The organism is Novosphingobium sp. 1529, assembly GCF_040544855.1.
Taxonomy (GTDB): domain Bacteria; phylum Pseudomonadota; class Alphaproteobacteria; order Sphingomonadales; family Sphingomonadaceae; genus Novosphingobium; species Novosphingobium capsulatum.
In genome coordinates this window covers 604,313-629,501 of record NZ_JBEPKW010000001.1, presented here as the reverse complement: position 1 = coordinate 629,501, position 25,189 = coordinate 604,313, and the positions used below count along the sequence as shown (strand labels likewise).

The 25,189-nt window shown below is 67.3% G+C and carries 24 protein-coding genes; 16 read left to right on the top strand and 8 right to left on the bottom strand.

Annotated features, from left to right (window positions below; translation table 11 throughout):
* Positions 1 to 24 precede the first annotated feature (24 nt).
* Entirely contained in the window at positions 25 to 1,212 is a 1,188-nt protein-coding gene (locus ABIC78_RS02815) for an MFS transporter (protein ID WP_354487709.1), read from the top strand.
* A gap of 124 nt (positions 1,213 to 1,336) precedes the next feature.
* Here ABIC78_RS02815 and ABIC78_RS02810 read toward each other — a convergent pair whose 3' ends face one another.
* Together ABIC78_RS02810 and ABIC78_RS02805 are read right to left on the bottom strand one after the other, a co-directional pair.
* Positions 1,337 to 2,140, bottom strand: a complete 804-nt coding sequence (locus tag ABIC78_RS02810) for an SDR family NAD(P)-dependent oxidoreductase (protein ID WP_168351776.1) — start codon at positions 2,138 to 2,140, stop codon at positions 1,337 to 1,339.
* Positions 2,141 to 2,174: 34 nt separating this feature from the next.
* Entirely contained in the window at positions 2,175 to 2,945 is a 771-nt protein-coding gene (locus ABIC78_RS02805; protein WP_022678524.1) for a 2-keto-4-pentenoate hydratase, read from the bottom strand.
* A 209-nt stretch (positions 2,946 to 3,154) separates the two neighbouring features.
* Between ABIC78_RS02805 and ABIC78_RS02800 the strand changes: the two genes are divergently transcribed.
* From ABIC78_RS02800 to ABIC78_RS02735, 14 genes are all read left to right on the top strand, one after another.
* Positions 3,155 to 4,681 (top strand): aldehyde dehydrogenase family protein, encoded by a 1,527-nt coding sequence (locus ABIC78_RS02800; protein WP_354487706.1) that lies wholly within the window; start codon positions 3,155 to 3,157, stop codon positions 4,679 to 4,681.
* A 62-nt stretch (positions 4,682 to 4,743) separates the two neighbouring features.
* Positions 4,744 to 5,778, top strand: a complete 1,035-nt coding sequence (locus tag ABIC78_RS02795) for a WD40/YVTN/BNR-like repeat-containing protein (RefSeq protein ID WP_171794636.1) — start codon at positions 4,744 to 4,746, stop codon at positions 5,776 to 5,778.
* Positions 5,765 to 6,244 (top strand): VOC family protein, encoded by a 480-nt coding sequence (locus tag ABIC78_RS02790; protein WP_354487704.1) that lies wholly within the window; start codon positions 5,765 to 5,767, stop codon positions 6,242 to 6,244. The genes ABIC78_RS02795 and ABIC78_RS02790 overlap by 14 nt, the downstream gene beginning before the upstream one ends.
* 62 nt (positions 6,245 to 6,306) lie before the next feature.
* Positions 6,307 to 6,912, top strand: coding sequence for an amino acid synthesis family protein (locus ABIC78_RS02785; RefSeq protein WP_022678528.1), 606 nt, complete (start codon positions 6,307 to 6,309; stop codon positions 6,910 to 6,912).
* A 2-nt stretch (positions 6,913 to 6,914) separates the two neighbouring features.
* The gene (locus ABIC78_RS02780) at positions 6,915 to 7,847 is read left to right on the top strand and encodes an alpha/beta fold hydrolase (protein WP_054130428.1); all 933 of its coding nucleotides are present in this window, start codon (positions 6,915 to 6,917) and stop codon (positions 7,845 to 7,847) included.
* A 1-nt stretch (position 7,848) separates the two neighbouring features.
* On the top strand, positions 7,849 to 9,453 hold the full coding sequence (locus ABIC78_RS02775) for an acetolactate synthase large subunit (protein WP_354487701.1): 1,605 nt from the start codon (positions 7,849 to 7,851) through the stop codon (positions 9,451 to 9,453).
* A complete protein-coding gene (locus ABIC78_RS02770; RefSeq protein ID WP_022678531.1) occupies positions 9,450 to 10,238 on the top strand; it encodes an SDR family NAD(P)-dependent oxidoreductase in 789 nt (262 codons plus the stop codon). Before ABIC78_RS02775 ends, ABIC78_RS02770 begins: the two co-directional genes overlap by 4 nt.
* A gap of 26 nt (positions 10,239 to 10,264) precedes the next feature.
* Positions 10,265 to 10,834: a cytochrome b gene (locus ABIC78_RS02765; RefSeq protein WP_054130425.1), complete on the top strand. Its 570-nt coding sequence runs from the start codon at positions 10,265 to 10,267 to the stop codon at positions 10,832 to 10,834.
* 26 nt (positions 10,835 to 10,860) lie between these two features.
* Complete coding sequence (locus ABIC78_RS02760) at positions 10,861 to 12,288, top strand: NAD-dependent succinate-semialdehyde dehydrogenase (RefSeq protein WP_054130424.1); 1,428 nt, start codon at positions 10,861 to 10,863, stop codon at positions 12,286 to 12,288.
* A 1-nt stretch (position 12,289) separates the two neighbouring features.
* Positions 12,290 to 12,727: a carboxymuconolactone decarboxylase family protein gene (locus ABIC78_RS02755; RefSeq protein WP_168351782.1), complete on the top strand. Its 438-nt coding sequence runs from the start codon at positions 12,290 to 12,292 to the stop codon at positions 12,725 to 12,727.
* 147 nt (positions 12,728 to 12,874) lie between these two features.
* A complete protein-coding gene (locus tag ABIC78_RS02750) occupies positions 12,875 to 14,941 on the top strand; it encodes a TonB-dependent receptor (protein WP_354487698.1) in 2,067 nt (688 codons plus the stop codon).
* Between the two features lie 124 nt (positions 14,942 to 15,065).
* Positions 15,066 to 15,530: a DUF6644 family protein gene (locus tag ABIC78_RS02745; protein WP_022678536.1), complete on the top strand. Its 465-nt coding sequence runs from the start codon at positions 15,066 to 15,068 to the stop codon at positions 15,528 to 15,530.
* Between the two features lie 53 nt (positions 15,531 to 15,583).
* Positions 15,584 to 16,087, top strand: coding sequence for a DUF6644 family protein (locus tag ABIC78_RS02740; protein ID WP_354487696.1), 504 nt, complete (start codon positions 15,584 to 15,586; stop codon positions 16,085 to 16,087).
* 25 nt (positions 16,088 to 16,112) lie between these two features.
* Positions 16,113 to 16,487, top strand: a complete 375-nt coding sequence (locus tag ABIC78_RS02735; RefSeq protein ID WP_022678538.1) for a DUF6152 family protein — start codon at positions 16,113 to 16,115, stop codon at positions 16,485 to 16,487.
* Positions 16,488 to 16,542: 55 nt separating this feature from the next.
* On the opposite strand, the gene ABIC78_RS02730 is transcribed toward ABIC78_RS02735, so the two are convergent.
* Together ABIC78_RS02730 and ABIC78_RS02725 are read right to left on the bottom strand one after the other, a co-directional pair.
* Positions 16,543 to 18,042 carry an aldehyde dehydrogenase family protein gene (locus tag ABIC78_RS02730; RefSeq protein WP_354487694.1) on the bottom strand — a complete coding sequence of 500 codons (1,500 nt, stop codon included), beginning with the start codon at positions 18,040 to 18,042 and terminating at the stop codon, positions 16,543 to 16,545.
* Between the two features lie 31 nt (positions 18,043 to 18,073).
* Positions 18,074 to 19,528 carry an APC family permease gene (locus ABIC78_RS02725; RefSeq protein WP_354487692.1) on the bottom strand — a complete coding sequence of 485 codons (1,455 nt, stop codon included), beginning with the start codon at positions 19,526 to 19,528 and terminating at the stop codon, positions 18,074 to 18,076.
* 206 nt (positions 19,529 to 19,734) lie between these two features.
* On the opposite strand from ABIC78_RS02725, the gene ABIC78_RS02720 reads away from it, so the two are divergent.
* Positions 19,735 to 20,301 (top strand): Cif family virulence factor, encoded by a 567-nt coding sequence (locus tag ABIC78_RS02720; protein WP_133726792.1) that lies wholly within the window; start codon positions 19,735 to 19,737, stop codon positions 20,299 to 20,301.
* 25 nt (positions 20,302 to 20,326) lie between these two features.
* Here the strand turns inward: ABIC78_RS02720 and ABIC78_RS02715 are convergent, their stop codons facing one another.
* The 4 genes from ABIC78_RS02715 to ABIC78_RS02700 are packed head-to-tail and all read right to left on the bottom strand — an operon-like array spanning position 20,327 to position 25,180.
* A complete protein-coding gene (locus tag ABIC78_RS02715) occupies positions 20,327 to 21,109 on the bottom strand; it encodes a cyclase family protein (RefSeq protein ID WP_171793513.1) in 783 nt (260 codons plus the stop codon).
* Entirely contained in the window at positions 21,106 to 22,362 is a 1,257-nt protein-coding gene (locus ABIC78_RS02710) for an SDR family oxidoreductase (protein ID WP_354487689.1), read from the bottom strand. The genes ABIC78_RS02715 and ABIC78_RS02710 overlap by 4 nt, the downstream gene beginning before the upstream one ends.
* Positions 22,359 to 23,540, bottom strand: coding sequence for a thiolase family protein (locus tag ABIC78_RS02705; protein ID WP_309805202.1), 1,182 nt, complete (start codon positions 23,538 to 23,540; stop codon positions 22,359 to 22,361). Before ABIC78_RS02705 ends, ABIC78_RS02710 begins: the two co-directional genes overlap by 4 nt.
* On the bottom strand, positions 23,537 to 25,180 hold the full coding sequence (locus ABIC78_RS02700) for an AMP-binding protein (protein ID WP_354487686.1): 1,644 nt from the start codon (positions 25,178 to 25,180) through the stop codon (positions 23,537 to 23,539). Before ABIC78_RS02700 ends, ABIC78_RS02705 begins: the two co-directional genes overlap by 4 nt.
* Between the last annotated feature and the right edge of the window lie 9 nt (positions 25,181 to 25,189).

Below are 25,189 nucleotides of genomic sequence, written 5' to 3'. Positions count from 1 at the left end.
TCCACGTCGTCCAGGGAGGGGCAGATGGAATTCAACACCGCAATCGAGGGCATGGCGCAGGCCGAACGCGGCACGCGCCGGTTGACCCCGGCGGGGCAGATCAGCGCGGTGCTGGTCGGGCTGATCGGCGCCTTCGTGATTTTCGTGACGCCCGGCTTTCTGGCGGTAATCGCGCAAAAGACCGGGTTCGACAACGACCAGCTCGGCTATCTCGCTGCGTTCGACATCAACGCGATGGGCGTGACCATCGGCCTCAGTACGTTCCTTTTGGCGCGGGTGCCCTGGCGTCTTGCCGTGAGCATCGGCCTGGCGCTGGTGATCGCCGGCAATATCCTGACCGCGCTGGCCACGGGTTTTGCCGGGATGGCCGCAGCGCGTGTGGTGGCGGGAGCGGGCGAGGGGATTGCGGTGGGCTTTGCCTTTGCCGCGCTTGGCCGCGCCGCCAACCCGGACCGCGCATTCTCGATCTATCTCGTGGTTGGCGCGCTGTGTAGCTCGGCGCTGCTCTACAGCCTGCCCGCCCTGCAGGCGGCGGTCTCACCCGCGACGTTGTTCCTCGCCAATGCGCTGGTCGTGGTGCCAGTGGCGTTGGGCGTACGCTGGTTCCCCGAAGGCAGCATCGACGAAACCGACATCTTTGCCGTGGCCGGCCGGCTCGACATGCGGCTGGCGAGCGGGGCCCTGCTTGGGGTCTTTCTGTTCTTCTTCGCGCTGGGGGCGATGTGGAGCTATTCCGAGCGGATCGGCATGGCCCACGCCATTGCGCCTGGAGTGATCGCCACTGGTCTTTCGATCGGCACGATGGCGGGCGTCGCCGGCGCTGCACTTGCCGGCATGCTGCCGCGCCGGTGGGGCCGGGTGTGGCCGTTGCTGCTGAGTGGCGCGGCGGGTGTCATCAGCTTCCTGATGTTTGACGGGCGGGTCGAGGCGACCGGCTTCGTGGTGGCAGTCGTACTGTTGCAGTTCTGCTGGAACTTTGCGCAGCCATTGCTGTCGGGCATCTGTGCCGAGGCGTGCCTGCGCGGGCGGGTGGTATGCGCAATGGGCTCTATCCAGACATTCGGCACTGGCCTTGGCCCTGCAGCGGCCGCCGCCACGCTGGCCAGCGGCTCGTTCGCACCGATGATCTATGCCAACAGCGCGATTCTGGCGGCGAGCATTGCCGTTACCGTGCTGACCATTCGCGCTGAGCGGCGGCGGCGCCCTGCTTGATGAGCCATAGGCCTGCTGGGCAATCGGCGGCTCGGCCGCGCGGCTTTATTTCGGCGGCGTAATCGAGTGAAGCTGGGTGGGGGTGCGGCGACAGGCCGCACCCCGCATCCTTATCGCTGCTGCATCAGAGGAACACCGCGCGCGATAGGCCGCCGTCCACCGCGATCGATTCGCCGGTGATGCCGCTGCCCAATTGCGAGCACAGGAACACGATCGGGTCGGCCACTTCGGCTACTTCGAGCATACGCTTTAACGCAGCGGGGCCGGCGGCCTCGCGCTCGACGATGGCCTCGAACGTGGTGCCTTCCTCGGCCGCCATCTCGGCAAACCATTCCTCGATATGTTCGGTGCGGGTAACGCCCGGATGGATGATGTTGACGGTGATGCCGTCGCGTCCCACCTCGTCAGAGAGCGTCTTGGTGAAGTGGACCAGCGCCGTGTTGCGCATGCCCGACAGCGCCTCGGTGCAGCGCGCCGTCAGACCGCCGACGTTGACGATGCGGCCCCACCCGGCCTTGCGCATATGTGGCACGCAGGCTTTTGCCGCCCGGAAATAGCCGAACAGCTTGGTGTTGAGATCAAGCATCAGCGCGTCCTCGTCGGCCAGCTCGATCGCGTTGCGCACCAAGCCGCCTGGTGCTGCGGCGCAGTTGACGAGGATATGCACACCGCCAAAGCGCGCCACGGCGGCCGCGACGAGTGCCTGGACCGACTCCCACGAGGTTGTGTCGGTGGGCACGGCAATGATCTCGCCGCCGGTCGATTCGCGCAGTTCGGCTGCGGCCGCTTCGAGCTTGGTGGCAGTACGCGCCGCGATCACCACTTTGGCGCCGGCCAGCGCCAGCTTACGCGCGGTTTCCTTGCCGATACCCACGCCGCCCCCGGTGATGACGGCGACCTTGCCCGCAAGGCCCAGTTCCAGGTTCATGTTCGATCTCCTCGTGAAATGCATGATGATGGGATCAGGCGGACAAGACCACCCTGGCGATCCCGGCTTGGTCGAATGCGGCGACGATCGTGTCGCCGCGATGGATTTCCGTAACCCCGGTACAGCTACCGGCCGCCACGAGTTGCTCGGCGCGCAGCCCGCCCTCGCCATGGGCACAGAGCCAGTTGGCGAGCCAAACCAGCGCATCGAGCGGATCGCCCATGACGCGATCGGTCGATCCCGCCACCGGTGCATCCGCGTCGATCGTGAGCGTAACCGGCATGGCGGCAAAGCGCGCTTCCCAGCCCGTCGCGAGACGGTCGCCCAGTACCAGGCCATAGCCCATGACGTTGTCTGCGATCAGCAGGCCGAGCGGCAGGTCACTGTGTTCGAAGCGGGTGCGCACGATCTCGATGCCGGCCCACACGCCCTTGAGCGCGGCGGCAACCTCGGCGCGCGTGTAGGCCTTTGCGCGCGGTGGCAAATCCTCGCCCAGTTCGAATACCAGCTCGGCCTCGGCGAACATCTCGTCGCCGCAAAAATCGATGGTGCCGTGGTTGCAGAAGATGTCGCTGGCGCGCAGCCGGCCCACTGCTGGTTCGTGTGCGCCATGGGCCATGCGGGCACCCTCGCTGGTCAGCCCCAGCTTCCACACCATCACCGGCAGCGTCAGCGCCACATGGACGGCGCGCTGCGCGGCATAGGCCTGGGCCACCGGCACGTCATCGGCAGGCACTGCGGCAGGGCTGGTGGAGCGGCGCGCGGCAAGCAGGGCCTGCGCCAGCGAAAGGTCGCCTATCGGCATGGAGTTCTCCCGGGGCGGTCGGACTCGTTTTGCCGCCGCCGCTTCATTGTCGCGCATATGCAACAACAAACTTTGAAAATCTAGTATTGTTTACGCAATGAAGTTGGGTTAGCTCACGTCCAAGCCGGATTCGCCTGGTTGGTCACCACGCCGCTGCGGGTCTGCTGCATCACACTATCGCCGCGAGAGGCGAGACCGAGGGGAGTATCATGTCCAGCCAGCCCACCGCCCCCATCGCCGAGACCGCACGCCAGACGGCAGACCGCCTGGCCGCCGCCCTCGCGCCCGCTCCGCGCGGCCTCATCATCGATGGGCGCGCAGTGCCTGCGCTTTCCGGCAAGACCTTTGCCACCGAGAATCCGGCGACGGGCCGGGCGATCTGCCAGGTTGCCGAGGGCGGGGCGGCCGACGTCGATGTCGCTGTCGCGGCTGCGCGCCGCGCGCTGGTCAATCCTGCGTGGGCGGGGATGAGCGCCTACGATCGCGGGCAGTTGCTCTATCGCCTGGCCGACCTGATCGAGCGCGAGGCCGACGAACTGGCGGTGCTGGAATGCATCGACAACGGCAAGCCCGCCTCGCTGACGCGCTGGGTCGAGATCGAGGGTTCGATCAAGACGTTCCGCTATTTTGCGGGTTGGACCACCAAGTTCGGCGGAGAGACGCTGCCGGTTTCGCCGCGCAGCGGGGCGCGCATCCTCAATTACACCGCGCGCGAGCCGGTCGGCGTGTGCGGTCTGATCGTGCCGTGGAACTATCCGATGTCGATGGCGGCATGGAAGGTGGCGCCCGCGCTTGCGGCGGGCTGCACCGTCATCCTCAAGCCCGCCGAGCAGACGCCACTGACCGCGTTGCGCCTGGCCGAGCTGGCGCTCGAAGCGGGCATTCCGGCGGGCGTGTTCAACGTCATCACCGGCTTTGGCGAAGCCGGTGCGGCGCTGGTCGCGCATCCCGGCGTGGACAAGGTGGCCTTCACCGGATCGACTGAGGTGGGCAAGGCGATCGTGCGCGGCGCAACCGGCAACCTCAAGAAGGTCAGCCTTGAACTGGGCGGCAAGTCGCCGCAGATCGTGTTGCCCGATGCCGATCTTGGCGCCGCCGCAGCCTCAATCGCGGCGGGCATCTTCTTCAACCAGGGCCAGACCTGTACTGCCGGCTCGCGCCTCTATGCCCACGCCGCGATCCACGACGAACTGCTCGATCGCGTCGCCGCCGAGGCCGCCAAACTGACGATCGGCAACGGCCTTGATGCGGGCGTGAACTTCGGGCCGCTGGTCTCGCAGGAGCAGTGGGACCGCGTGGCTTCCTATGTCGAGATCGGCCAGGCAGAGGGCGCCGAGGTGATGATCGGCGGTGGCCGGCCTGCCGCCCATGGCGAGGGCTTCTTCTTTGAACCGACAATCCTGCGCGGCGCCGGGCGCGACATGCGCGTGGTGCGCGAGGAAATCTTCGGCCCGGTGCTGAGCGCGCTGTCATGGAGCGATGCCGACGACTTGGTGGCACAGGCCAACGATTCCGACTTCGGCCTTTCGGCGGGCATCTGGACCAACGACATCCGCCAGGGCCACCGCCTTGCCGCGGCCGTCAAGGCCGGCACTGTCTGGGTCAACTGCTTCAACATGGTCGATAACGCCACCCCGTTCGGCGGCTTCAAGCAGTCGGGCTGGGGCCGCGAGCACGGGCGCCAGGCCATGGAGCTCTACAGCGAGACCAAGAGCGTGTGGGTCAACCTCAGCTGAGCAGAGGTTCAGCTCCACCCGCGCGCTGCGTCAATTTCACGTCTTCAATCAGGGAACCGACCATGGGCAAGACTCTCATCGTGAGCACCGACGGCCAGGCCGTCATGCGCAGCCACGACAACGGCAAGTCGTGGTATCGCATCAACATTGGCCAGGATCTGGAATACGACGATCGCGTACGCTGCCTCTTGGTCGACCCGCGCAATTCCGACGGTATCTTTGCCGGAGCGGAAAAGGGGCTGTTCTACAGCGCCGACTGCGGCGTGCACTGGAGCCGCATCGACTGCGCGCTGAACGGTCTTGCCGTGTGGAAGCTGGTGGTCAGCGAGAGCAATCCACTGGTGATGTATGCCGGCACTGGCGCTCCGTCGCTGGCGATCTTCTTCCGTTCGCGCGATGGCGGGCAGACCTGGGAGCGCACCAGCCTGGAAATGCCCGAGTTCTGCGCCGGGGTTAACCGCCCACGCATGCTGGCGCTGGCGGTCGATCCGCGCGATGCCGACGACGTCTGGGCGGGTATCGAGGAAGGTGGCCTCTATCGCAGTCGCGACGGCGGCGACAGCTGGACGCGCATCGATAGCACGTGGTCCGAATTCGGTGGCAACTCCGACCTGCACGACATCATGATCCTGCCGCAGGACGACGGAAGCACCGTCCACCTCGCGCTGACGGTTATCGCCCTCTACCGCTCGACCGACGGTGGCCAGACCTGGACGCGTCAGCCGGCCAAGGAGACCTGGGGCCTGCGCTATTCGCGTGTGCTGTTGCGCCGTCCAGGCAGCAACCGCCAACTGGCCGTGGGAATCGGCGATGGCACCCCAGGCACGACGGCGGCGATCCTGCTGTCTGACGATGCCGGCGAAACCTGGACCAGGGCCGCGCTCGATCATCCGTCGAACTCGTGCATGTGGGCGTTTGGCTCGCATCCCAGCGATCCCGATTTCCAACTCGCCGCGAGCAAGTTCGGCTATCTCTACCGCAGCGTTGACGGCGGCCGCACCTGGGCCAAGGAATGGCGCGAGTTCAACGAGATTACCGGCCTCGCCTGGCTGCCGTCCGTTCCCTCCGACCTGGGGTTGCCGCATGTCACGCATTAACGTCGCGCGGATCGCGCATATCGTTTTGTTCGTAAAGGATCCCGAGGCCTCTGCCCGCTGGTATGCCGAGATCCTCAACATGAAGATCACGGCGCGCGCCGGCGATGGGCCGTACAAGGGTGGGGTGTTCCTCAGCTTTGGCCTGAGCGATCACGACATCGCGCTTTTCCCGGCGGCGGCCGATACCGCCATCGGCAAGGAGGCCAAGGGCCGCGAGTTCGAGCACATCGGCCTGGCCATGGCCGGGTGCAACATGGAAGACCTGCGCGCCAACTACGCCTTCTTCCGCGAGCGCGGCGTCGAGATTGCCGAAATCCTCGATCATGGCGTTTCGGTGGGCATCTATTTCTATGATCCCGATGGCCACATGCTCGAGGTGTTTTGCCAGAACGTCCCGCTCGAGGGCGGCGCGTCGCAGGCCGAGCTCAACCGTAACGAAGGCCAGGCGAACCCGATCACACTGTGACCGCAGCGGCCGAGACCTGAACCGGGCGATGCCCGCAGACACAAAAATCCAGGGGAGTTGTCATGACCAGATACGCCGCCAACTTTGGCGCCTTCCACATTCGCAAGTGGTTCACCCAGGTCGAGGAAATCCTTGCAGGTGAGACTGGTGCCGCCGCCGACGGCGCGCCGCTGATCAAGTACATGATCGGTGCGTGCATCAAGAACCCCTATGCCGGCAACTATGTCGAGGATCTCTCGGCGTGGATCGAGGCTTCCCCGGTGCTCGGCGTGGAATTCGGGCGGCGTATCAATGCGCTGACGGGCGGGGCGCCGATCGAAAGCTATGGCAAGGCGATCCTCGTGGGTATCGATGGCGAATACGAGCACGGCAACGCGCTGCTCACCAATCCGGCGGCGAACCCGATCCGCGATGCGCTGGGCGGAGGGGCCTCGTGGGTGCCCTCTACCGGCAAGCGTGGGGTGCCCGGAACCATTCTTGACGTACCGTTCGGCCACAAGGACGCGCTCTATGTGCGTTCGCACTACGACACGATGAGCGTCTCGTTCGACGATGCGCCCAACCGTGACGAAGTGATCGTGTGCTGGGTCTTCGCCACGCGCGGCCGCCTCAACGCGCGGCTCGGCGGGCTGCGTGCCGAAGACGCCGAAGGCAACGGGCTGACCTGACCATGACGGCGGATCTCATCCTGGACGATGCGCCGCCCGCGCCGGTGGCGCTGCTGCCTGGCGAGCGCATCCGGCGCGTCGCGCGCGGTGGCGTGTCGCTGTGCGTGCGCGAATGGGGCGATGCCCAGGCCCCCGCGATCGTGCTGCTACACGGTCTGCGCGGCTATTCGGGGACCTGGCGCCCGCTCGCCGCGGCGCTGGCTGACCGCTATCGCCTGATCGCTTTCGACGCGCGCGGGCGTGGTGAAAGCGACTGGGACGAGGGCCGCAACTATTACACCGATGCCTACCTCGCCGATCTCGAGGCGGTCGTGGCCGAAGCCGGTCTCGATCGTTTCGTGCTGGTCGGGCATTCGATGGGCGGCACCACCGCCTATGCCTATGCCGCGCGGCACCCGGCACGCCTTCACGCGCTGGTGGTCGAAGACATTACCGCCGGCTCGTCTGTCGGTGGTGCCGGGTTCGAGCGCATCGTCGCGGAAATGAAGGCACTGCCTGTGCGCTTTGCCGACTGGGCCGAGGCGCGCGCCTATTGGCGCCGGTTGCGGCCCAACGTGGGCGAGGCGGCGATCGAGGAACGGTTGTGGGAAAGCATGACTGCCGACCCGGCAGGCGGGGTGCGCTGGCGTTATGATGCCGAAGGCATCGCCGCCACGCGCATCGCGCCCGATCCCGCCCGCGTGATCGACCTTTGGCCGGTGATCGCCGCGATCCGCGTGCCCACGCTGGTGATCCGCGGCGGACGTTCAGACTTTTGCAGCCTTGAGGCGGTGCGCCGGCTCGAAGCGCAAAACTCGCATCTGGCCCATGCCAGCGTGGACGGTGCCTCGCACTATGTCCACGACGATGCCCCCGAGGCGTTCCGTCGCCTGGTCGAGGGTTTCCTCGCCGGCGTTACGGTGCGCGCGCACGAGGACCACGATGATGGCCAATGACATGCCTGCCGCACCTGCACTATCCGACGATGCGGTGATCCGCACGGGGGCAGATACGCTGTTCGACGCGCTCCACGCTGGCGGTGCGCGTATCTGCTTTGCCAATCCCGGCACCACCGAGATGACCATGGTCACCGCGCTGGCCCGCCATGGTGGCATCCGCCCGGTACTCAGCCTGTTCGAGGGCGTGTGCACCGGCGCGGCAGACGGCTATGCGCGCGTATCGGGCCAGGTGCCGCTGACGCTGCTGCATCTTGGCCCCGGATTTGCCAACGGCATCGCCAACCTGCACAACGCCCGGCGTGCCGGTTCGCGCATCGTCAACATCATCGGTGATCATGCCACCTGGCACCTGCCTTATGACGCGCCGCTGACCTCGGACATCACATCGCTGGCATCGCCAGTCTCGCGCCAGGTGATCCGCATGGCCGAGCCTGGTGCCATCGCGCACGATGTCGCCACTGCCTTTGCCGCGACGCGGGTGGCCGAGGGCGGTGCGGCGACGCTGATCGTGCCGACCGACGTGATCGATGCGCGCGAGGAACACCAGGATGCGCTGCCCGGCAGCGCCACGGTTGCCCCATGGCAGGGCACGCGGGTAGATGACGCGGCGGTTGCCGCCGCCGCTGCCGCACTGGAAAGCGATCAGGGCGCCATCGTGCTGCTGGGCGGCAATGCCCTGACCGAGGCGGGCGTGCGCGCAGGTGCCGTACTCGCCGCGCGGCTTGGCGGCCGCCTGCTGATGGAACCCTATCCGGGCATCGTGACCCTGGGCGGTGATCTGCCTGCGGTCGAGCGGCAGGCCTATTTCCCCGACGACGTGATCGCGCAAATGGGCACGGCCCGCGTCGTGCTGGCCGGCGCGCGCATGCCGATCAGCTATTTCGGCTATGAAGGCTGGCCCAGCCAGCTGGTTGCAGAGGCCAGTCTGGTGCGCCTGGCCGGGCCGGAGCACGATGCGATCGACGCGCTGGTGCGCCTGGGTGCGGCGCTGGGCGTAACGGGTCCGGCTGGCGCCCAGCCGTTCACGCCGGCCACTGCCAGTGCCAATGACCCCACTGCTGCGCTGACGCCGGCGGGCGTGGTCGAGGAACTGCTGGTGCAACTGCCCGAACATGCGATCATCTCGCTCGAGGGCTCGACCTTGGGTGGGCCCTGGCTGCGCAACGCGCATCGCGCGCGCCGGCATCGTGTGATGACCAACACGGGCGGCGCGATCGGCCAGGGGATGCCCTGTGCAGTGGGGGCGGCGCTCGCTGCGCCAGAAGCGCGCGTGGTTTCGCTCCAGTCGGACGGTAGCGCACAATATACGCTCCAGGCCCTGTGGACGATGGCGCGCGAGAAGCTGCCGGTGACGGTGATCCTCGCGGCCAATCACCGCTACGCCATTCTCCAGACCGAACTGGTGCGCGCCAACGCGCCGCTGGGCGATGCCATGATCGAGGCGCTGACGCTGCTGGACAAGCCAAAGGTGGATTGGGTTTCGCTGGCGCGTGGCTATGGCGTGGAGGCGGTGCGCGTCACGACCTGCGGCGAACTGGCCGAGGCACTGGCGCAGGGGCTCGCGCTCGACGGGCCGATGCTGATCCAGGCTGAGTTGCCATGAGCGCTGCGGCAGTGGGTTCCGGGCCGCCCGTGGCGATTGTCACCGGCGGCAGTGGCGGAATGGCACCGGGGATCGTGCGCGGCCTGCAGGGCGCCGGGTTTGCCGTGGTCATTACGGCGCGCGATGCGGGGCGGCTTGCGGCTGCGGCCGATGCGATCGGTGGCGATTGCCTCGCACTTGCGTCGGACGCGCGCGATCCAGCCTCCATCGAAGGCCTCGTCGCCGCCGTCCTTGCGCGGCATGGTCGGATCGATGTGCTGGTCAATGCCGCCGCCAGTTCCACCCCGATCGGTGGGGCGATCGAGACCGTCGATGTGGCCGCACTGATTGCCGATCTTGACGTCAAGGTGGGCGGCTATCTCCGCTATGCTCAGGCGGTCGTGCCAGCCATGAAGCGGCAGGGGCGGGGCCATATCGTCAATATCGGCGGGCTGACCGGCCGGTCGAGCGACACCTTGAGCGGCCTGCGCAACGCGGCGGTCTCGCACCTGACCAAGGTCTTGTCCGACGAGCTTGGCCCGGGTGGTATCACCGTCAATGCGGTGCACCCCGGCATTGTCCGCACGCCGCACCTGGCCGAGCTGTTTGCCGAAATGGCCCACACCGAAAACACCACGCCCGCCGCGATCGAGGCGCGCTTCGTTGCCGAGATACCCACGCGCACGATCCTGACGCCCGATGATGTCGGCGCGCTGGTGGCGATGCTGGCGGTTGCCGCGCGGCCGACCATTACCGGCCAGTCGCTGACCATCGATGGCGGCTATTCGCGCGGTATCTTCCTGTGAGCGCGCGTGCGGGCAAGGAGAGGGCGATGCGCGATGAAACCGGCGGGGCGCGTACCCGCTATCCGCTGTCGATGCGCCTGCTGCACTGGCTGCGCGCCATATTGATCATCGGCATGATCTGGTCGGGCTGGTTCATGACCGGCCTGCCTGACGAGGCGACGGCCAAGTTCGCGGTGTTCTATCCCAATCACAAGCAGTTCGGCGTCCTGGTCTGGCTGCTCGCGCTGGTCCACCTGGGCCTGCGCTACCAGCACCGCCGCCACCTGCCGCACCCGCCGGTGGGGCTCAGGCCCTGGGAGCGGGTGCTTTCGCATCTGGTCCACCGTGCGATCATGGTGCTGACGTTGCTGACCCCGCTGCTGGGCTATGCGATGTCGGCCAGCTTTACCCAGAGTGATGGCGTGCCCTTCTTCGGGCTGGGTCAGGTACCTGAACTGTTGCCCAAGAACGACAAGGCCTTCGCGCTGTTCGACACGCTGCACGGGTGGAGTGCCTATACGCTCGCCGTGCTCGTGGTGCTTCACGTGGCTGGCGCGCTCAAGCACCGGCTGCACGATCGCGGCGGCGATACCGACGTGCTCGCACGGATGGTGTGATCGCCCCTTCAACGAAAGATCCTGCCATGACCAACCCTGTCCACCACCTGCTGCATCCCGACGCCTTCGATGCGGCGGGCCTGGCCGTGACCAATCCGGCCGATGGCAGCATCGTCGCCACGGTGCGCCGCTATGACGTGGCTGCACTCACCGCGATCGTCGAGGCCGCTGACGCCGCGCGCCATGCCTGGGCGGCGCGCACCGCCAAGGAACGCAGCGACGTGCTGCGCGCCTGGTTCAACGCGATGGTGGAAAACGCCGAGGCGCTGGCGCTGTTGATGACGCTTGAAAGCGGCAAGCCGCTCGAGGAGTCGCGTGGCGAGGTGCGCTATGGTGCGGGTTACATCGAATGGTTCTCCGAAGAGGCGCGTCGCGCCTATGGCGAGGTGATCCCCAGTTTTGCGCCGGGCAAACGCGTGCTGACGCTGCGCCAGCCGGTGGGGACGTGCGCGGCGATCACCCCGTGGAACTTCCCGCTGGCGATGATCACCCGCAAGGTCGCGCCGGCACTGGCAGCAGGCTGCTCGATCGTGGTCAAGCCGGCTGAGGCTACACCGCTGTCCGCGCTCGCGCTGGAGGCGCTGGCCCACCGCGCCGGGGTGCCGCGCGACCTGTTTCGCGTGGCCCCGGCCGTGCGTTCGTCAGAGGCGGGGGACCTGTTCTGCAGCCATCCGCTGGTGCGCAAGATCAGCTTCACCGGCTCGACCGAGGTGGGCAAGGTCATCATGGCCAAGGCTGCTGCCCAGGTGAAGCGGCTCAGCCTTGAGTTGGGCGGCAATGCGCCCTTCGTGGTGTTCGACGATGCCGACATTGGGCGCGCGGTTGACGGTGCCATGGCCTCGCGCTTCCGCAACGCCGGGCAGACCTGCGTCTGTGCCAACCGCTTCCTGGTGCAGGATGGCGTGCACGATGCCTTTGTCGCTGCGCTCACCGCGCGGGTCGATGCCTTGCGCGTGGCCGATGGGCAGGCTGTGCCGGGTGCGATGGGTTCCCTGATCGATGGCAAGGCGGTCACCCGCGTAGCCGGGTTGGTCGAGGCCGCAGTGGGCGAGGGCGCGCGCGAGGTCAGCCACGGGCACGATGGCCCCGCGCGCGGTGCCTTTCATCGTCCGGTGGTGCTGGCGGGGGTGACCCCGGCCATGGCCATCGCGCACGAGGAAATATTCGGCCCGGTAGCGCCGGTCATCCGCTTTACCGACGAGGCTGACGCGCTGCGCATCGCCAACGATACGCCGTTCGGCCTTGCCGCCTATGTCTATACCGCCGATGTTGCACGCCAGTGGCGCATGATGGAGGGCCTCGAATACGGCATGGTCGGGGTGAACGACGGATTGATCTCGAGCGAGGTGGCACCGTTCGGCGGGGTGAAGGAATCAGGCTTCGGCCGCGAAGGATCGAGCCACGGCCTCGCTGATTACATGTCCATCAAGTACTGCCTCGTCGGTGGTTTGTAATATGGGGAAGGACTCCCCGGACCCTCTGGCCGACGGCACCGACGATCCGGCCTTCGTGCGCGGTCTGGCGCTGCGCAAGGAAGTGCTCGGTGCGGCCTATGTCGAGCAGGCTATGGCCGATGCGGACGATTTCTCGCGCCCGATGCAGGCATTGTCGACGCGCTGGTGCTGGGGGGAGACCTGGTCGCGCCCAGGGCTTACCCGCCGCGAGCGCAGCCTGCTCAACCTCGGCATGATCAGCGCACTCAATCGCCCGCACGAGCTGCGGCTCCACGTCAAGGCGGCACTGCGCAACGGCCTGACGCGCGAGGAGATTCGCGAGGCCCTGCTCCAGGTGGCTGTCTATTGCGGCGTGCCCGCTGGCATCGATGCCACCCGTATCGCGCGCGAAGCCATCGCCGAATATGACGCCGAGGTCACCACCGCTGCCGCGCAATAGGGTCGGCTTTCGACCCCGTGTAACGGCACCTTGGGTAACCGTTGCGCGCAGCCGTTGCGGGGCGCTGCGCCAACCGTCGCGTAACTTGTGCGGGCCGGGCCGCTGCGCTTCCTCCTTTGTCGAAGAACAGACGAGGGAGGAAGCGCCATGCGCCGCACATCGATCATGCTTGCCGCCATCAGTGCACTGGCGCTTGCCACTGGCACGGTCCGCGCCGCCGAACCTGCCGCCGCTTCGCCCGATGCGCCGCCGCAAATCGTGGTCACCGCCTCGACGCAGGACGTGCTCGGCACCGCCACCACATCGAGTGAGGGCGCGATCACCCGCCAGGAAATCCAACGCCGGCCGGCCTATCGCGTCGGGCAGTACCTGGAGGCGATCCCCGGTTTGTCGGTCACCTCGCACAGCGGCGAGGGCAAGGCCAACCAGTACCTCCTGCGCGGGTTCAACCTCGACCACGGCACTGACTTTGCCACCTTCGTCGATGGCATGCCGGTCAACCAGCGCACCCACGCGCACGGCCAGGGTTATACCGATCTCAACTTCCTCATGCCCGAACTGTTTGGCGGGATCGCCTTTACCAAGGGGCCCTATTTCGCCGCTGCCGGGGACTTTGCCGCCGTGGGATCAGCGCGGCTGAGCCTGGTCGACAGCTTGCCGCCCACACTCTCGCTCTCCGCCGGCACGGTCGGCGATCGCCGCGTATTCGCGGGCGGATCGGTGGCCCTGCGCGGGGGCACCACACTGCTTGGGGCGGGGGAATACTTCCACCTCGATGGCCCATGGGACAACCCTGATAACCTGCGCCGCTTCAACGGGGTGGTGCGCCTCTCGCACGGCACTGCCGAGGATGGGTGGTCAGCCACGGCAATGGCCTATTCGGGGCGCTGGAATGCCACCACCGACCAGCCCCTGCGCGCGGTGGAGCAGGGCTTGATTGGGCGCTTTGGTTCGCTCGATCCCAGCGATGGGGGGATATCGCAGCGCATGTCGCTGTCGCTGCGCTACGCCCGGCCCTTGTCCAGCGCCGACCAGCTCACCACCGAGATCTATGGCGTGCGCCAGCATCTGACGCTGTGGAGCAACTTCACCCATTACCTCGATGACCCGGTCAACGGCGACCAGCACGCGCAGAACGATCGTCGCTGGATCGCGGGCGGCAGCCTGGCACTGGCGCACCGCTTTGCCACCGTCGGGATCGACCAGACCCTGACCCTCGGGATTGATGGACGCTTTGATGCGATCCGCGTCGATCTGGCGCACACCCGCCGCCGCGCGGTGCTGAGCACCGATCGCGACGACCAAGTCGAGGAGGCAAGCCTTGGCGCTTATGCAGAACACAAGGCGCAATGGCTTTCTTGGCTGCGCACCGTGCTTGGCCTGCGCGTCGATAGCTTCCACGTGGCCGACCACGACCTGGTGCGTCCTGAGCGCGGGCATGAGCATGCCGCGCTGTGGCAGCCCAAGGGCAGCGTAATCCTCGGCCCTTGGGCGCGGACCGAGTTCTACGTCTCGGCGGGGCGCGGCTTTCATTCCAACGATGGCCGCGCCGGCCTCGTCACCGCAGACGATGGCAGTACCAGCCTGGTGCGCCCACCACTGCTGGTCGGCGCCACCAGCATGGAGGCGGGGTTGCGCAGCAATCTCATGCGCCAGCTGACGCTTGCGGCCACCGTGTTCCAGATCGATTTCGCCTCCGAACTGACCTATTCGGCCGATGCCGGGCAAACCGAGGCGGGCCGGCCCAGCCGGCGTCGCGGCCTGGAACTGAGCGCCCAGTACCGCCCGCTGCCCTGGCTCGAACTCAATTCCAACCTCGCATTCAGCCATGCGCGCTATCGCGATGGTGCCCCGGCCACCCGCTTTATCGAGGATGCGCCCGGATTCATCGGTGCCGCTGGCATGCTGGTCGACAATCTCGGGCCTTGGTCGGGCGCGCTCACCTGGCGGCGGCTCGGCCCGCATCCGCTGACCGAGGACAACAGCCAACGCTCGCCTGGCTATGGCGAGATCAACCTTTCGGCGGGCTATCAACTGACGCCGCGCGTCAACCTGCGTGCCGATATCTATAACCTGCTCGGCAGCCGCGACGATGCGGCAGACTACTACTACGTCAGCCGGCTGCCCGGCGAGCCTGCCGCCGGCGTGGCCGGAATCAACGCCCATCCGCTGGAACCGCGTTCGCTGCGCGTGACGCTTTCGGCCACGCTGTGACGGCGTTGCACGCGCTCTGTTCCGGTATTGCAACGGTTTCGAACGTCCCGGCGCCCAGCCTGACGGCTAGGGCGGGGGAATAAATAGACCTGAACATCCACGCATCAAGGGGAGACCTTGCGCCATGTCCATCCAAACCTTCGGCGATTGGCTCTATGCCACGCCGATCTCGACCACGTTCCGCGAGACGACGTGGATCATCCCCACGGTGCAGAGCGTGCATATCCTGGCGATCGCGGTGGTCGTGGGCTCGGCCCTGGTCTCGGAACTGCGCCTCGCCGGCGTGCTCGCTACTGACGAGAGCCCCGCGCGCGTGGTTCGGCGCTATTTGCCGTGGATATGGTCGGCGCTGGTCGTGCTGCTGGCCAGTGGCACGCTGCTGATCGTGGCCGAGCCGGCGCGTACTCTGGGCAATACGGTGTTCTGGGCCAAGATGGCGCTGGTGCTGCTGGCCTTCCTTGCCACGCTGCTGCTGCGCCGCCCGCTGCTGCGCGACGATGCGCGGCCTGCGGCCAAGACGGTGGCATGGCTGCTGCTGGTGGTGTGGAGCGCGGTCATCTTCTGTGGCCGCTTCATCGCCTACACCTGAACGGCGCCCCGTCACCGTCACGACCAAACAGCACAACCGGGGGAGCCCAACCCATGACCCTGCAAACCACGCTGCAAAGCATCTATGACCTGCCGCTTTCTAACGCCATTCGCGAGAACGCCAACGCCTTCCCGGTGCTCGAATCGCTGCATGTGATGGCGATCACGCTCGTCTTCGGCACGATCCTAATCGTTGACCTGCGGCTCGTCGGCTATGCCGCGCACCGGCGCAGCGCCAATCGCCTGATCACTGAACTGCTGCCTTTCACATGGGGCGCTTTCGTCGTCGCGATCATCACCGGCAGCCTGCTCTTTGCGTCCAACGCGGTGGCCTATGCCGCCAATACCGAGTTCCGGCTCAAGCTGCTGGCGATCGTGGCGGCCGGCATCAACATGGCGATCTTCCACGCCACCACCCAGCGCACGATCGCGCAGTGGGACGAGACCGCAGCGCCGCCCTCTGCCGCGCGTGCCGCCGGCGTGTTGTCGCTGGTGCTGTGGACGCTGGTGATCTTCCTTGGCCGCTGGATCGGCTTCACCCTCGATGTGCTGTTCTGAAACCCACTCCCAGGAGCGTCTGCCCGTGACCCCAACTCTTCGCACGATCATCCTTGCCGCCTCGGCCGCTGTGACAGCGCTGGCTCCGGCCGGATCGGCCCTGGCCCACCATTCGTTCGCGATGTTCGACCAGACCAAGCAGGTTGAACTGCGCGGTGTCATGGTGAGCAAGTTCACCTGGACCAACCCCCATGCTTTCGTCGTCGCGCAGTCGGGCGGGACGACCTATGCACTCGAGTGCAGCAGCCCCAACCTGATGACCCATGCTGGCTGGAGCTTTTCGACGCTCAAGGCGGGTGACCAGGTTGATATCGTGTTCTACCCGCTGCGCAACGGCAAGCCGGGGGGCATGCTCAAGACCGTCAAGCTGCCGGGCGGCAAAGTGTTGAGCGGCTGGTAAGCGCAGCCCGCAACCCGGCCTGCCCTCCGGGTGGCGGGGTTGCGGGTGGGCGATTTTAGAATCCCGCCCTGGCCCGATCCAGCCGAAGGCATACCGCGCGCGGTTCGGTGAAGGCCTGCAGCGCCTCGCTGCCGAACTCGCGGCCTACGCCTGACAGCTTGCTGCCGCCGAACGGCATCGCCAGGTCGAGAACGTTGTGCGTGTTGATCCACACCGTTCCCGCGTCGATCCGCTCAGCCAGGAGGTGGGCCGTATCGATGTCCTGCGTCCACACGCTGGCGGCCAGACCATAGGGCGTGTCGTTGGCAATGCGGACGATGTCGGCGCGATCAGTGATTTTCACCGCGCACACCACTGGCCCGAAGATTTCCTCGCGCATCACGCTCATCCCGGCCTCTACCCCGGCGAGCACGGTCGGCCGATAGAACCAGCCCGGACCGCTGGGTATGGCAGCGCCTTCCAGCGGATGCGCGCCTTCGGCAAGCCCCGCTTCGACCAGCGCGGCCACGCGATCACGCTGGCGGGCGGAAATCAGCGGTCCCATCTGCGTCTCGGCAGAAAATGGCGAGCCCAGGCGTAGGTCGCGTGCGATGCGGCAGACCCCGTCGATCACCGCGTCATGGACTGGCGCCTCGACCAGCAGGCGCGAGCCAGCGGTGCAGATCTGCCCCGAATTGGCGAAGATTGCGGCTGCCGCGCCCGGGATCGCGCGATCGAGATCGGCATCGGCCAGCACGATCGTGGGAGACTTGCCCCCCATTTCGAGCGTGACGCGCTTCATCGTGCGGGCCGCCTGGGTCAGGATCGCCTGCCCGGTGGCGTTTGAGCCGGTGAACGCGATCTTGCGCACTAGGGGATGCGCCACCAGCGGGACGCCGACGGCGGCGCCGGTGCCGGTGACGATGTTCACCGCCCCGGCCGGAAAGCCCGCCTCGAGAATCAGCTCACCCAGCCGCATTGCGGTGAGCGAGGTTTCCTCTGACGGCTTGAGCACCACCGTGCAGCCGAACGCGATGGCCGGCGCGATCTTCTGGATTGCCTGGCCGATCGGGAAGTTCCACGGCGTGATGCCCGCTACCACGCCGACGGGGCGGCGCTGGGTGAACGCGTGGTAGAGCGCCGCCTCCTCGACCAAGGGCGAATGCGTGACGGTCTCCCCCGCGATCTTCGAAGCCCAACCGGCGAAATAGCGCAGCCCATCGATGGTGAACTGCAGGTCGATTGCCTGCGTCACCGCGAGCAGCTTGCCGCTGTCGAGCGTTTCGAGCGCGGCGAGATCGTCCCGCTCGCGCTCGACCAGCAGGGCCAGCCGCTCGAGCAGGCGGCCGCGGTCGAGCGGGCGCATCGACTGCCAGGCTGCGCTTTCGAAGCAGCGATGCGCGGCGCCGACCGCACGATCCACGTCGGCGATGTCGCAGCCCGGCAGCTGCATGATCACCCGCCCGGTGGCCGGATCGATCGCATCGAATGGGGCGGCAGTGCCGAGCGGCTCGACCAGTGCCCCGTCGATCAGCAGTCTACCGGTCGGGAGAGTGGGGGAGAAGGGTGCGGTCATGGGTGGCTCCGAACGGAGAAGAGGGGCACGGTCATTCGCCAACCGGGCCTTCGACGTGGGTGGACCCGACGCCGGCATAAATCGCCGGGCGGCAGCGCCGGAGGTAGGTACCATGGGCGAGGCCTGCGGCGGCGATGGCGATGAACAGCAGCGGCAGGCGGTTGATCACCGGCAACGTGGTGCCGGTCAGCGTGGCGTAGTTGGCCAGCGACAGCCACGTCGCCACGGCGATGATCACCCCGCTCAGTAGCGGGGCCAGGGTCTTGCCCGCCGAATATTCGCCGCGCCGCGCGAAGAACAGCGGGATCGCCAGCGAGGTGGCAGTGAGCAGGATCTCGAGACCCACTGCACCCATCGACGACAGGCTGGTGGCGAGCGAGAGCAGCGGGTCGAGCCCGGCCAAGGCGAACAGCGCGATCACCAGCGCGAGTATCCCGGCGAGCGCGAGGCAGGCCATGTAGGGTGAGCCGTGGCGCGGGTGAACGCGGCCGAGCACGGCGGGGATCAGCCCATCGCGCGCGAGAGCGAAAAAATAGCGCGCGATGTTGTTGAAGAAGCCCAGTGCGGCGGCGAACAGGCTGGTGATCGTCAAGAGGCTGAGCGCGTCACGCCCGAATTGGCCGAGCGTGCGAAACGCGATGCCCGAGACGAGGTGGCCGGGATCGGCAGCTGCCACTGCCTTGATCTGTGCCGGGCCTACCGCCAGCACCAGGCACCACGATGACAGCACGTAGAAGGTGCCCAGTACCAGCACTGCGCCATAGGTAGCGCGCGGGATGGTCACGGCGCGGTTGCGCGCTTCTTCCTGATAGATTGCGGTCGCTTCAAAGCCGATGCAGCCGTTGATGGCATAGATGACGGCGATGCCAAGGCCGGGCGCAAAGATCGTCGCGGGGGCAAAGCTGCCGAAATCGAGCCCGGCCCAGCCGCGTTGCCACAGGATCAGCGCGTCGATCACGGCGATGAGCCCTACCTCGAGCAGCAGTGCCGCGGTCAGCACCTTGGCCGCCATCGTGATCCTGTGATACCCGAGCCAGGCGATCGCTGCGATGCTGGCGGCCGCCCATAGCACCCACGAGGTGGCGATGCCGGTCAGTGTAGCGAACAGATCGGCAGCGAAATAGCTCATCGCTCCCAGCACCGACGCGGCGGCACAGGTGTAGGCGACTACGGCCGTATAGGCCGCAGCGATGCCGGCCTCCTTGTTGAGGCTCGCGGCAATATAGGCATAGAACGCGCCCGCATTGCGCACGTGCGGGATGATCCGCACATAACCGACCGCGAACAGCAGCATGACCGCGCACATCGCGAGTTGCGCGCCGGGCATCCCGGCGCCGTTGCCGAAGGCGAAGGCGAGGGGGATAATTCCGGCCAGCACACCCATCGGTGCGGCGCAGGCGAGGATCATGAAAATGATGTCGCCGGTCCCCAACATGCCGGAGAACAGGCCGGGCTCGGCGGCGGCGTCTTGGTCGGATCTATGCATGAATGCTCGATTGTGGGGGGCGGGGTGCATCGCCAGCACCCGATGATGCAACACTGGCAGGTTTGCCACCACACGGTATTGCACTTGCGCCGGGATACCTTGTATTTTCGGCCAGGCCCCCGGTGCACAGGGCCTGCCTGCTTGCCAGCAAGGCAGCATTGGGCAAGCCTGTGCCGATCACGACCATGATCAGGGAAGCCCCGCCGATGACGACCATGACGCCGACGTTCACGCGCCGGAAATCAGCCCGGGCCGCCGCGCTTGCAGCACTCGCGCTCGTGCTGGCCGCCGTGCCCGCGCAGGCAGCAGATACCACCGTTGCGGCATCGCCCCCTGCCGCAGAAACGGCGCCTGATCCGGCTGTCGCCGCCGCTGTGATGCAGACCGTGCACCACTATGTTGACAGCCTTAACCGAGGCGACAACGCCGGCGTCATCGCCAGCTGCGCACGCGAAGCCGCGATTGTCGACGAGTTTGCACCGTACGAGTGGCACGGCGCCGATACTTGCGCCCACTGGCTGGCTGCGCTCACCGCGCACAACGCCGCCATCGGGCTGACCAAGGGCGTCAACACGCTGCGCAAGCCCCGCCGTGTCGACGTGACGGGGGATCGCGCCTACGTCGTCGTCCCGGCCGACTTCCGGTATACCCTCGGCGGCCAGCAAGGTGCCGAGGTCGACGCCACGTTCACCGTGGCGCTGCACAAGGAAGCCGCTGGCTGGCGCATCACCGGCTGGGCCTGGTCTCGCCCCGAGTTCGACTTCGACTATTGAAGGCAGCGGGCGGGTTTGCCCCCGCTCATGCCTCCGGCATTAGCGCGATGACGCGCAGCGGGCTGCCCGAGCCGCCCTTGATCTTGAGCGGGGCGGCCACGATCACGCTGCCGAAAGTCGGCAACTGGTCGAGGTTGGTCAGGCACTGTAGCCCGAAACGGCCATTGCCGTGGAGGATCGAATGGGCGGGCAGCGGTTCGGCAAAGTGGCTGGCCTGCCCGGCATCGGTGCCGACCGTCTCCACGCCCAGGCCCACGCAGTCGCGCGCGTGGACGAGGAAGCGCATCGCATCGGCATCGGGGCCAGGCGAATGCGCGCCATCATCCTGCAGGTTGAGATAGGCGAGGGTGCCCACACGCTTGGACCAGTCGCTGCGCAGCAGGATCCAATGGCGCGGCGGGATAGCGCCGTGTCGGGCCTCCCAATCCTCGAGGAAGGCGCGTGTCACCACGAAGTCGGCGTCGGCGGCGGCCGCGGCGCTGATATCGATCACCACGGCGGGATAGACGAAATCGCGCGCCGCGACTGCGTCGACCGTGCCATGCGGTACGTCGCGCCCGGTGATCCAGTGCGCCGGCGCATCGAAATGCGTGCCAGTGTGCTCGTTCATGGTGATCCGGTTCCAATACCATGCGGGCCCATCGGCATCGTAGCGGGAGACCGTCTCCATCCGGAACGGCTCGCATTGCCCGAACTCGGACGGCAAAACGATCACCGGGAAATCGGACGACAGGGTATTGGCCAGATCGACCACGCGGATCGCCCCGCTGGCAAGCTGTGCGACAAGATCGGTAAGCAGCGACGTCATGGTTGGGTCTCCCTGGCAAAGAGGGCCGGATCGTCGAGCCAGCGGCGCATTGCCTCGCGCGCCACCTCGCCCACGCAGGTTTGCTCGCGTCCCTGTGCCAGCGCGTCGAGCACGGCGGCGGCAAGGCGCGCGGGCGCTACCTTGGGCGGGGGCAGTGCTTGGTGGTCGGCATCGTCGGTCGGCCCGGTGAACACTTCCAGGACGCGCACGCCGGTGCTGCGCATCTCGTGGCGAAAACTTTGCAGCAGCGAGAGGCGCGCAGCCTCGGCGGCGGCAAATCCAGCATGGCCGGCATCGCCCGCCAGCGCCTTGACCGACAGCACATCGAGAAACGCGCCGCTGGGCCGGCCGGCAAGGATTGGCGCCGTCGCTTGCGCCAGGCGCGCGAGCCCCATTGCCGAAACCTCGAGCGCGCGGTGGTGGCCCAGGAGATTGCCGTCGTGGCTCACCCCCCCGGCGCGCACATGGCGCGCGGTGTTGATGACGATGTCGAGCGGACCGCCGATCCGGCTTATCGTCTCGGCAACCGAGACAGGATCGGTCACATCGAGTGGAAGCGGCTGGACCCCGGGCAGGCCCAGGACGGGATCGTGCGCATCACGCACCGGCGCGGGGCCGGGCAGGCCGGCAACCACCAGGCGTGCGCCAGCGGCGGCAAGTGCGCCGACCAGCGCGCGGCCAACCGGCTGGCGGGCATCGCTGACGAGGACAGTTGCCCCTGCCACTGGCACCACGAAGGTGCGTCCCTGGGGATCGGCGGACATGCTGGTGGCTCCTTGTTCCGGCTGTGGCGGGTGTGCGGCATCGCTGGGAAGGGCGAACAGCGCAGCATTGCCGCCACGATCGAGCATCAGCCGCATCGTGACGCGCGCGCCGGGCTCCAGCCCCCGTGCAAGGTGCGCGAGCACGACCGGGCCGGCATCGAGCTGGATCGAGCCCATGTGCCAAGGCAGACGATCGCGGAAATAGGGATCGGTCGAAACGCGGATCACGGTGTTGGCAAGCACGCGTCCGCCGGTCGGCTGGTCATGCCAGGCCAGTGTGCCCCAGCACCGTGGGCAGGCGTCGCGTGGGGGATAGGTCGCTGTACCGCATACGGTGCAGGCCTGAAGCACGAAGCGGCCCTGCGCGGCCTGTGCGGCCATCGCCTGCATCGCGCGGCTGCGCGCGCCCGGCGCTACGGGATGCAATTGCGGCCGCGCCAGCGGATCGCGCGGTGCGGGCGGCGGCAGCGGATTGCGCGGCGTCGTCATAGCGCCTCGATCACGGCAGCGGCGGTGCACACGCCGCGATCATAATTGACCAGCCCAAAGCCCGATATTGCCGCACGCCGGGCACCGGGCACCTGCGCGCCGAGCGGGCAGTGCAGGATCTGGCGCAGGCCCTCGGTCAGGTTCTGGTACCCGCCCGCAGCGCCCGCCTGCCCTGCGGAAAGCTGCCCGCCGTTGGTGTTGAGTGGCAGCGTGCCGTCGATGCCGAAGTGCGTCTCGCGCAGGAATCGCGCAATCGTGCCCGGCGGGCAGAAACCGAGGTCCTCCAGTTGCATCGCCACGATCACCGGATAGTCGTCATAAGCCTGAAGGCAGTCGATATCCCCGGGCCCGATCCCGGCCATCGCCCACAACTCGTCGACATCCATCGCCCAGCCGCCACGCCGCTGCACCAGATCGTCGGGATAGGCATTGTGGCGCTCGATCGTGGCCATGATCCGCGCCGCCGGCCAGCCGCGCGCGGCAGCGATTTCTGGGGTGGTGACGACGAAGGCTTCGGCGCCGGCGCAGGGCATCACGCAATCGAACAGGTGCACCGGATCGGCGATCGGGCGCGCGGCGAGGTAGGTTTCAAGGTCGAGCGGGCTGCGTTGCAACGCCAGTGGGTTCGAGCCGGCATTGGCGCGCTGGGCGAGGCAGATGCGGCCGAAATCGGCGCGCGTAACGCCGTGTTCGTGCATGTAGGCCTGCGTGATCAGCGCGAACGTCGCGTTCGGGCCGCCAAAGCCATAGGGATACACAGCATCCTGCGAAAAGCGCGAAAACGTGGCGAGGGTGTGGCGGAAGCTGTCGATCTGGTTGGTATCAGCCGCGACGCAGGCGACGATGGCGGCATCGCCGCACTGCACCGCGCGCGCGGCGCGGCGCAGTGCCATGACCCCGCTCGCCCCGCCGGTGGGTACATGGTCGAGCCAGCGTGGCATGAGGCCGAGATGCTGGACGAGGCCGACGGCGGTATCCGGGCCGGCCGAGAAACTCGAGAAACTGAAACCGTCGAGATCACGCGGGCCGAGCGCTGTTTCCCGCGCCAGCGCGCGCAGCGCCGCGCCGGCCCAGCCGTGAGCCGGCTCGCTCGAAAAGCGCTGATAGGGCACGGTGATGGGGGCGGCCACCACCACGCCGTCGTAGGCCATGCGCGAGCGTTTGGTGGAGCTGCTCATCCCTGCCGCCTCTTGAGCGCGCGGGTATCGAAGAACGCGCCACGCGCCATGTGCGCCCCCACTTCCTCCTTGAGGGCGGCACGCAGGATCTTTTCGGTCGGCGTGCGCGGCAGCGCATCGACGAAGCCGATCCAGCCCGGCACCTTGTAGTAGGCCATCTGGCCCAGTGCCCAGGTGGCGATATCGCGTGCAAGGTGCTCAGTGGGTAGCTGCTCGGTCTTGTCTGTCCCGGCGCGGGCAGGGGCATCGAGCACGATCAGCGCGGCCACCTCGTCGCCGCGCACCGGGTCGGGCGTGGCCGCCACCGCCACCTGGCGCACGTGAGGATGGCGCGCAAGGATCGTCTCGACCTCCACCGCCGCGATGTTCTCCCCCGAGCGGCGGATCACGTTTTTCTTGCGATCGACGAAATGCAGGTCACCGTCGGCGTCGCGCGCGACGATATCGCCGGTGTGGAACCACCCCCCGGCCCAGGCCTCGGCAGTGGCCGCAGGGTTGGCGAGGTATTCGCGGAAGAACCCATAAGCGGGATCGGGCCCGGCGCGGCGCACCAACAGTTCGCCAGGTACGTCGATATCGACATCGTCGCCGGCGTCGTCGGCGATGCGGATCTCGAGGCTGGAATCGGGCCGGCCGAAGCACGCGGTGCCCACCTTGCGCGGCTCGCGGTGCGCGCTGATCACGCCGCCGCTACCCGTCTCGGTCATCGCCCAGGCCTCGATCAGCGGGAAGCCGAAGCGCCGCTCGAACGTGCCGTGCAGGGCCGCCGGAGCTCCGGCACCGAAGCCGAAGCGCACACTATGTTCGCGGTCGGCCGGGCTCTCGGGCGTCTTCATCAGCATCGCCGGCATCACGCCCAGGTAGTGCAGGCAGGTAGCGCGGCTGCGCTGCACCGAATCCCACCAGGTCGAGGGATGGAAGCGGTCGAGCACGGTGAGGCAGCCGCCCAGCGTAATCATCGCCATCAGCGAGACGGCCAATGCGTTCATGTGGAACATGGGCAGCGGTGTAAGCATCCGCTCTGCGCCGGCGTGCAGCGCGATGAGGCCGCCAGTGTCCCGATACCAGTCTCCCGAATGCAGGAAGTAGCTGTTGGGCAGAACGCAGCCCTTGGGTTGCCCGGTCGTGCCAGAAGTATAGAGCAGCGCCGCCTCGCGCGCGGAATCGGGATCGGCCGGCAGTTGCGCCAGTGGCAGCAATGGACGGACGGGCGCGTCTGGGGTGACGGGAACCATCGCGCTGCCGACCGCCAGCGCGGCGCGCGCAACGTCGGCATGGCGGCCGGGGGCGACGAATGCGGCGCTCATGCCCGAGTGTGCGATAAGATATTCGAGTTCGGCCTGGCGCAAGTCGGGGTTGATCGGCACGATCGACGCGCCAAGGCTGTTGGCTGCGAGGAACAACTCGATAAAGTCGGGCCGGTTGTCGAGCAGCAGCCCCACGCGCGTGCTCGTGCCGAAGCCGGCGGCGGCCAGCGCGACCTGGCGGCGCAGCACGCGATCGAGCATCGTCGCGTAGGTGATCTCGCCAGCCGCGATGCCGTAGATATGCGCCGTTTCGGGCAGCACGTTGAGAAAGGGCTTGTCGAACCAGCGCGTCGCCGCGGCGGAAAAGCGCGAAAAGACGGTCTCTTTGCTCACGGCGTTGTC

Bases quoted from the DNA above. Each gene is read 5' to 3' on its own strand.
- ABIC78_RS02815 (WP_354487709.1), top strand. From the start codon at position 25: ATGGAATTCAACACCGCAATCGAGGGCATGGCGCAGGCCGAACGCGGC.
- ABIC78_RS02810 (WP_168351776.1), bottom strand. From the start codon at position 2,140: ATGAACCTGGAACTGGGCCTTGCGGGCAAGGTCGCCGTCATCACCGGG.
- ABIC78_RS02805 (WP_022678524.1), bottom strand. From the start codon at position 2,945: ATGCCGATAGGCGACCTTTCGCTGGCGCAGGCCCTGCTTGCCGCGCGC.
- ABIC78_RS02800 (WP_354487706.1), top strand. From the start codon at position 3,155: ATGTCCAGCCAGCCCACCGCCCCCATCGCCGAGACCGCACGCCAGACG.
- ABIC78_RS02795 (WP_171794636.1), top strand. From the start codon at position 4,744: ATGGGCAAGACTCTCATCGTGAGCACCGACGGCCAGGCCGTCATGCGC.
- ABIC78_RS02790 (WP_354487704.1), top strand. From the start codon at position 5,765: ATGTCACGCATTAACGTCGCGCGGATCGCGCATATCGTTTTGTTCGTA.
- ABIC78_RS02785 (WP_022678528.1), top strand. From the start codon at position 6,307: ATGACCAGATACGCCGCCAACTTTGGCGCCTTCCACATTCGCAAGTGG.
- ABIC78_RS02780 (WP_054130428.1), top strand. From the start codon at position 6,915: ATGACGGCGGATCTCATCCTGGACGATGCGCCGCCCGCGCCGGTGGCG.
- ABIC78_RS02775 (WP_354487701.1), top strand. From the start codon at position 7,849: ATGCCTGCCGCACCTGCACTATCCGACGATGCGGTGATCCGCACGGGG.
- ABIC78_RS02770 (WP_022678531.1), top strand. From the start codon at position 9,450: ATGAGCGCTGCGGCAGTGGGTTCCGGGCCGCCCGTGGCGATTGTCACC.
- ABIC78_RS02765 (WP_054130425.1), top strand. From the start codon at position 10,265: ATGCGCGATGAAACCGGCGGGGCGCGTACCCGCTATCCGCTGTCGATG.
- ABIC78_RS02760 (WP_054130424.1), top strand. From the start codon at position 10,861: ATGACCAACCCTGTCCACCACCTGCTGCATCCCGACGCCTTCGATGCG.
- ABIC78_RS02755 (WP_168351782.1), top strand. From the start codon at position 12,290: ATGGGGAAGGACTCCCCGGACCCTCTGGCCGACGGCACCGACGATCCG.
- ABIC78_RS02750 (WP_354487698.1), top strand. From the start codon at position 12,875: ATGCGCCGCACATCGATCATGCTTGCCGCCATCAGTGCACTGGCGCTT.
- ABIC78_RS02745 (WP_022678536.1), top strand. From the start codon at position 15,066: ATGTCCATCCAAACCTTCGGCGATTGGCTCTATGCCACGCCGATCTCG.
- ABIC78_RS02740 (WP_354487696.1), top strand. From the start codon at position 15,584: ATGACCCTGCAAACCACGCTGCAAAGCATCTATGACCTGCCGCTTTCT.
- ABIC78_RS02730 (WP_354487694.1), bottom strand. From the start codon at position 18,042: ATGACCGCACCCTTCTCCCCCACTCTCCCGACCGGTAGACTGCTGATC.
- ABIC78_RS02725 (WP_354487692.1), bottom strand. From the start codon at position 19,528: ATGCATAGATCCGACCAAGACGCCGCCGCCGAGCCCGGCCTGTTCTCC.
- ABIC78_RS02720 (WP_133726792.1), top strand. From the start codon at position 19,735: ATGACGACCATGACGCCGACGTTCACGCGCCGGAAATCAGCCCGGGCC.
- ABIC78_RS02715 (WP_171793513.1), bottom strand. From the start codon at position 21,109: ATGACGTCGCTGCTTACCGATCTTGTCGCACAGCTTGCCAGCGGGGCG.
- ABIC78_RS02710 (WP_354487689.1), bottom strand. From the start codon at position 22,362: ATGACGACGCCGCGCAATCCGCTGCCGCCGCCCGCACCGCGCGATCCG.
- ABIC78_RS02705 (WP_309805202.1), bottom strand. From the start codon at position 23,540: ATGAGCAGCTCCACCAAACGCTCGCGCATGGCCTACGACGGCGTGGTG.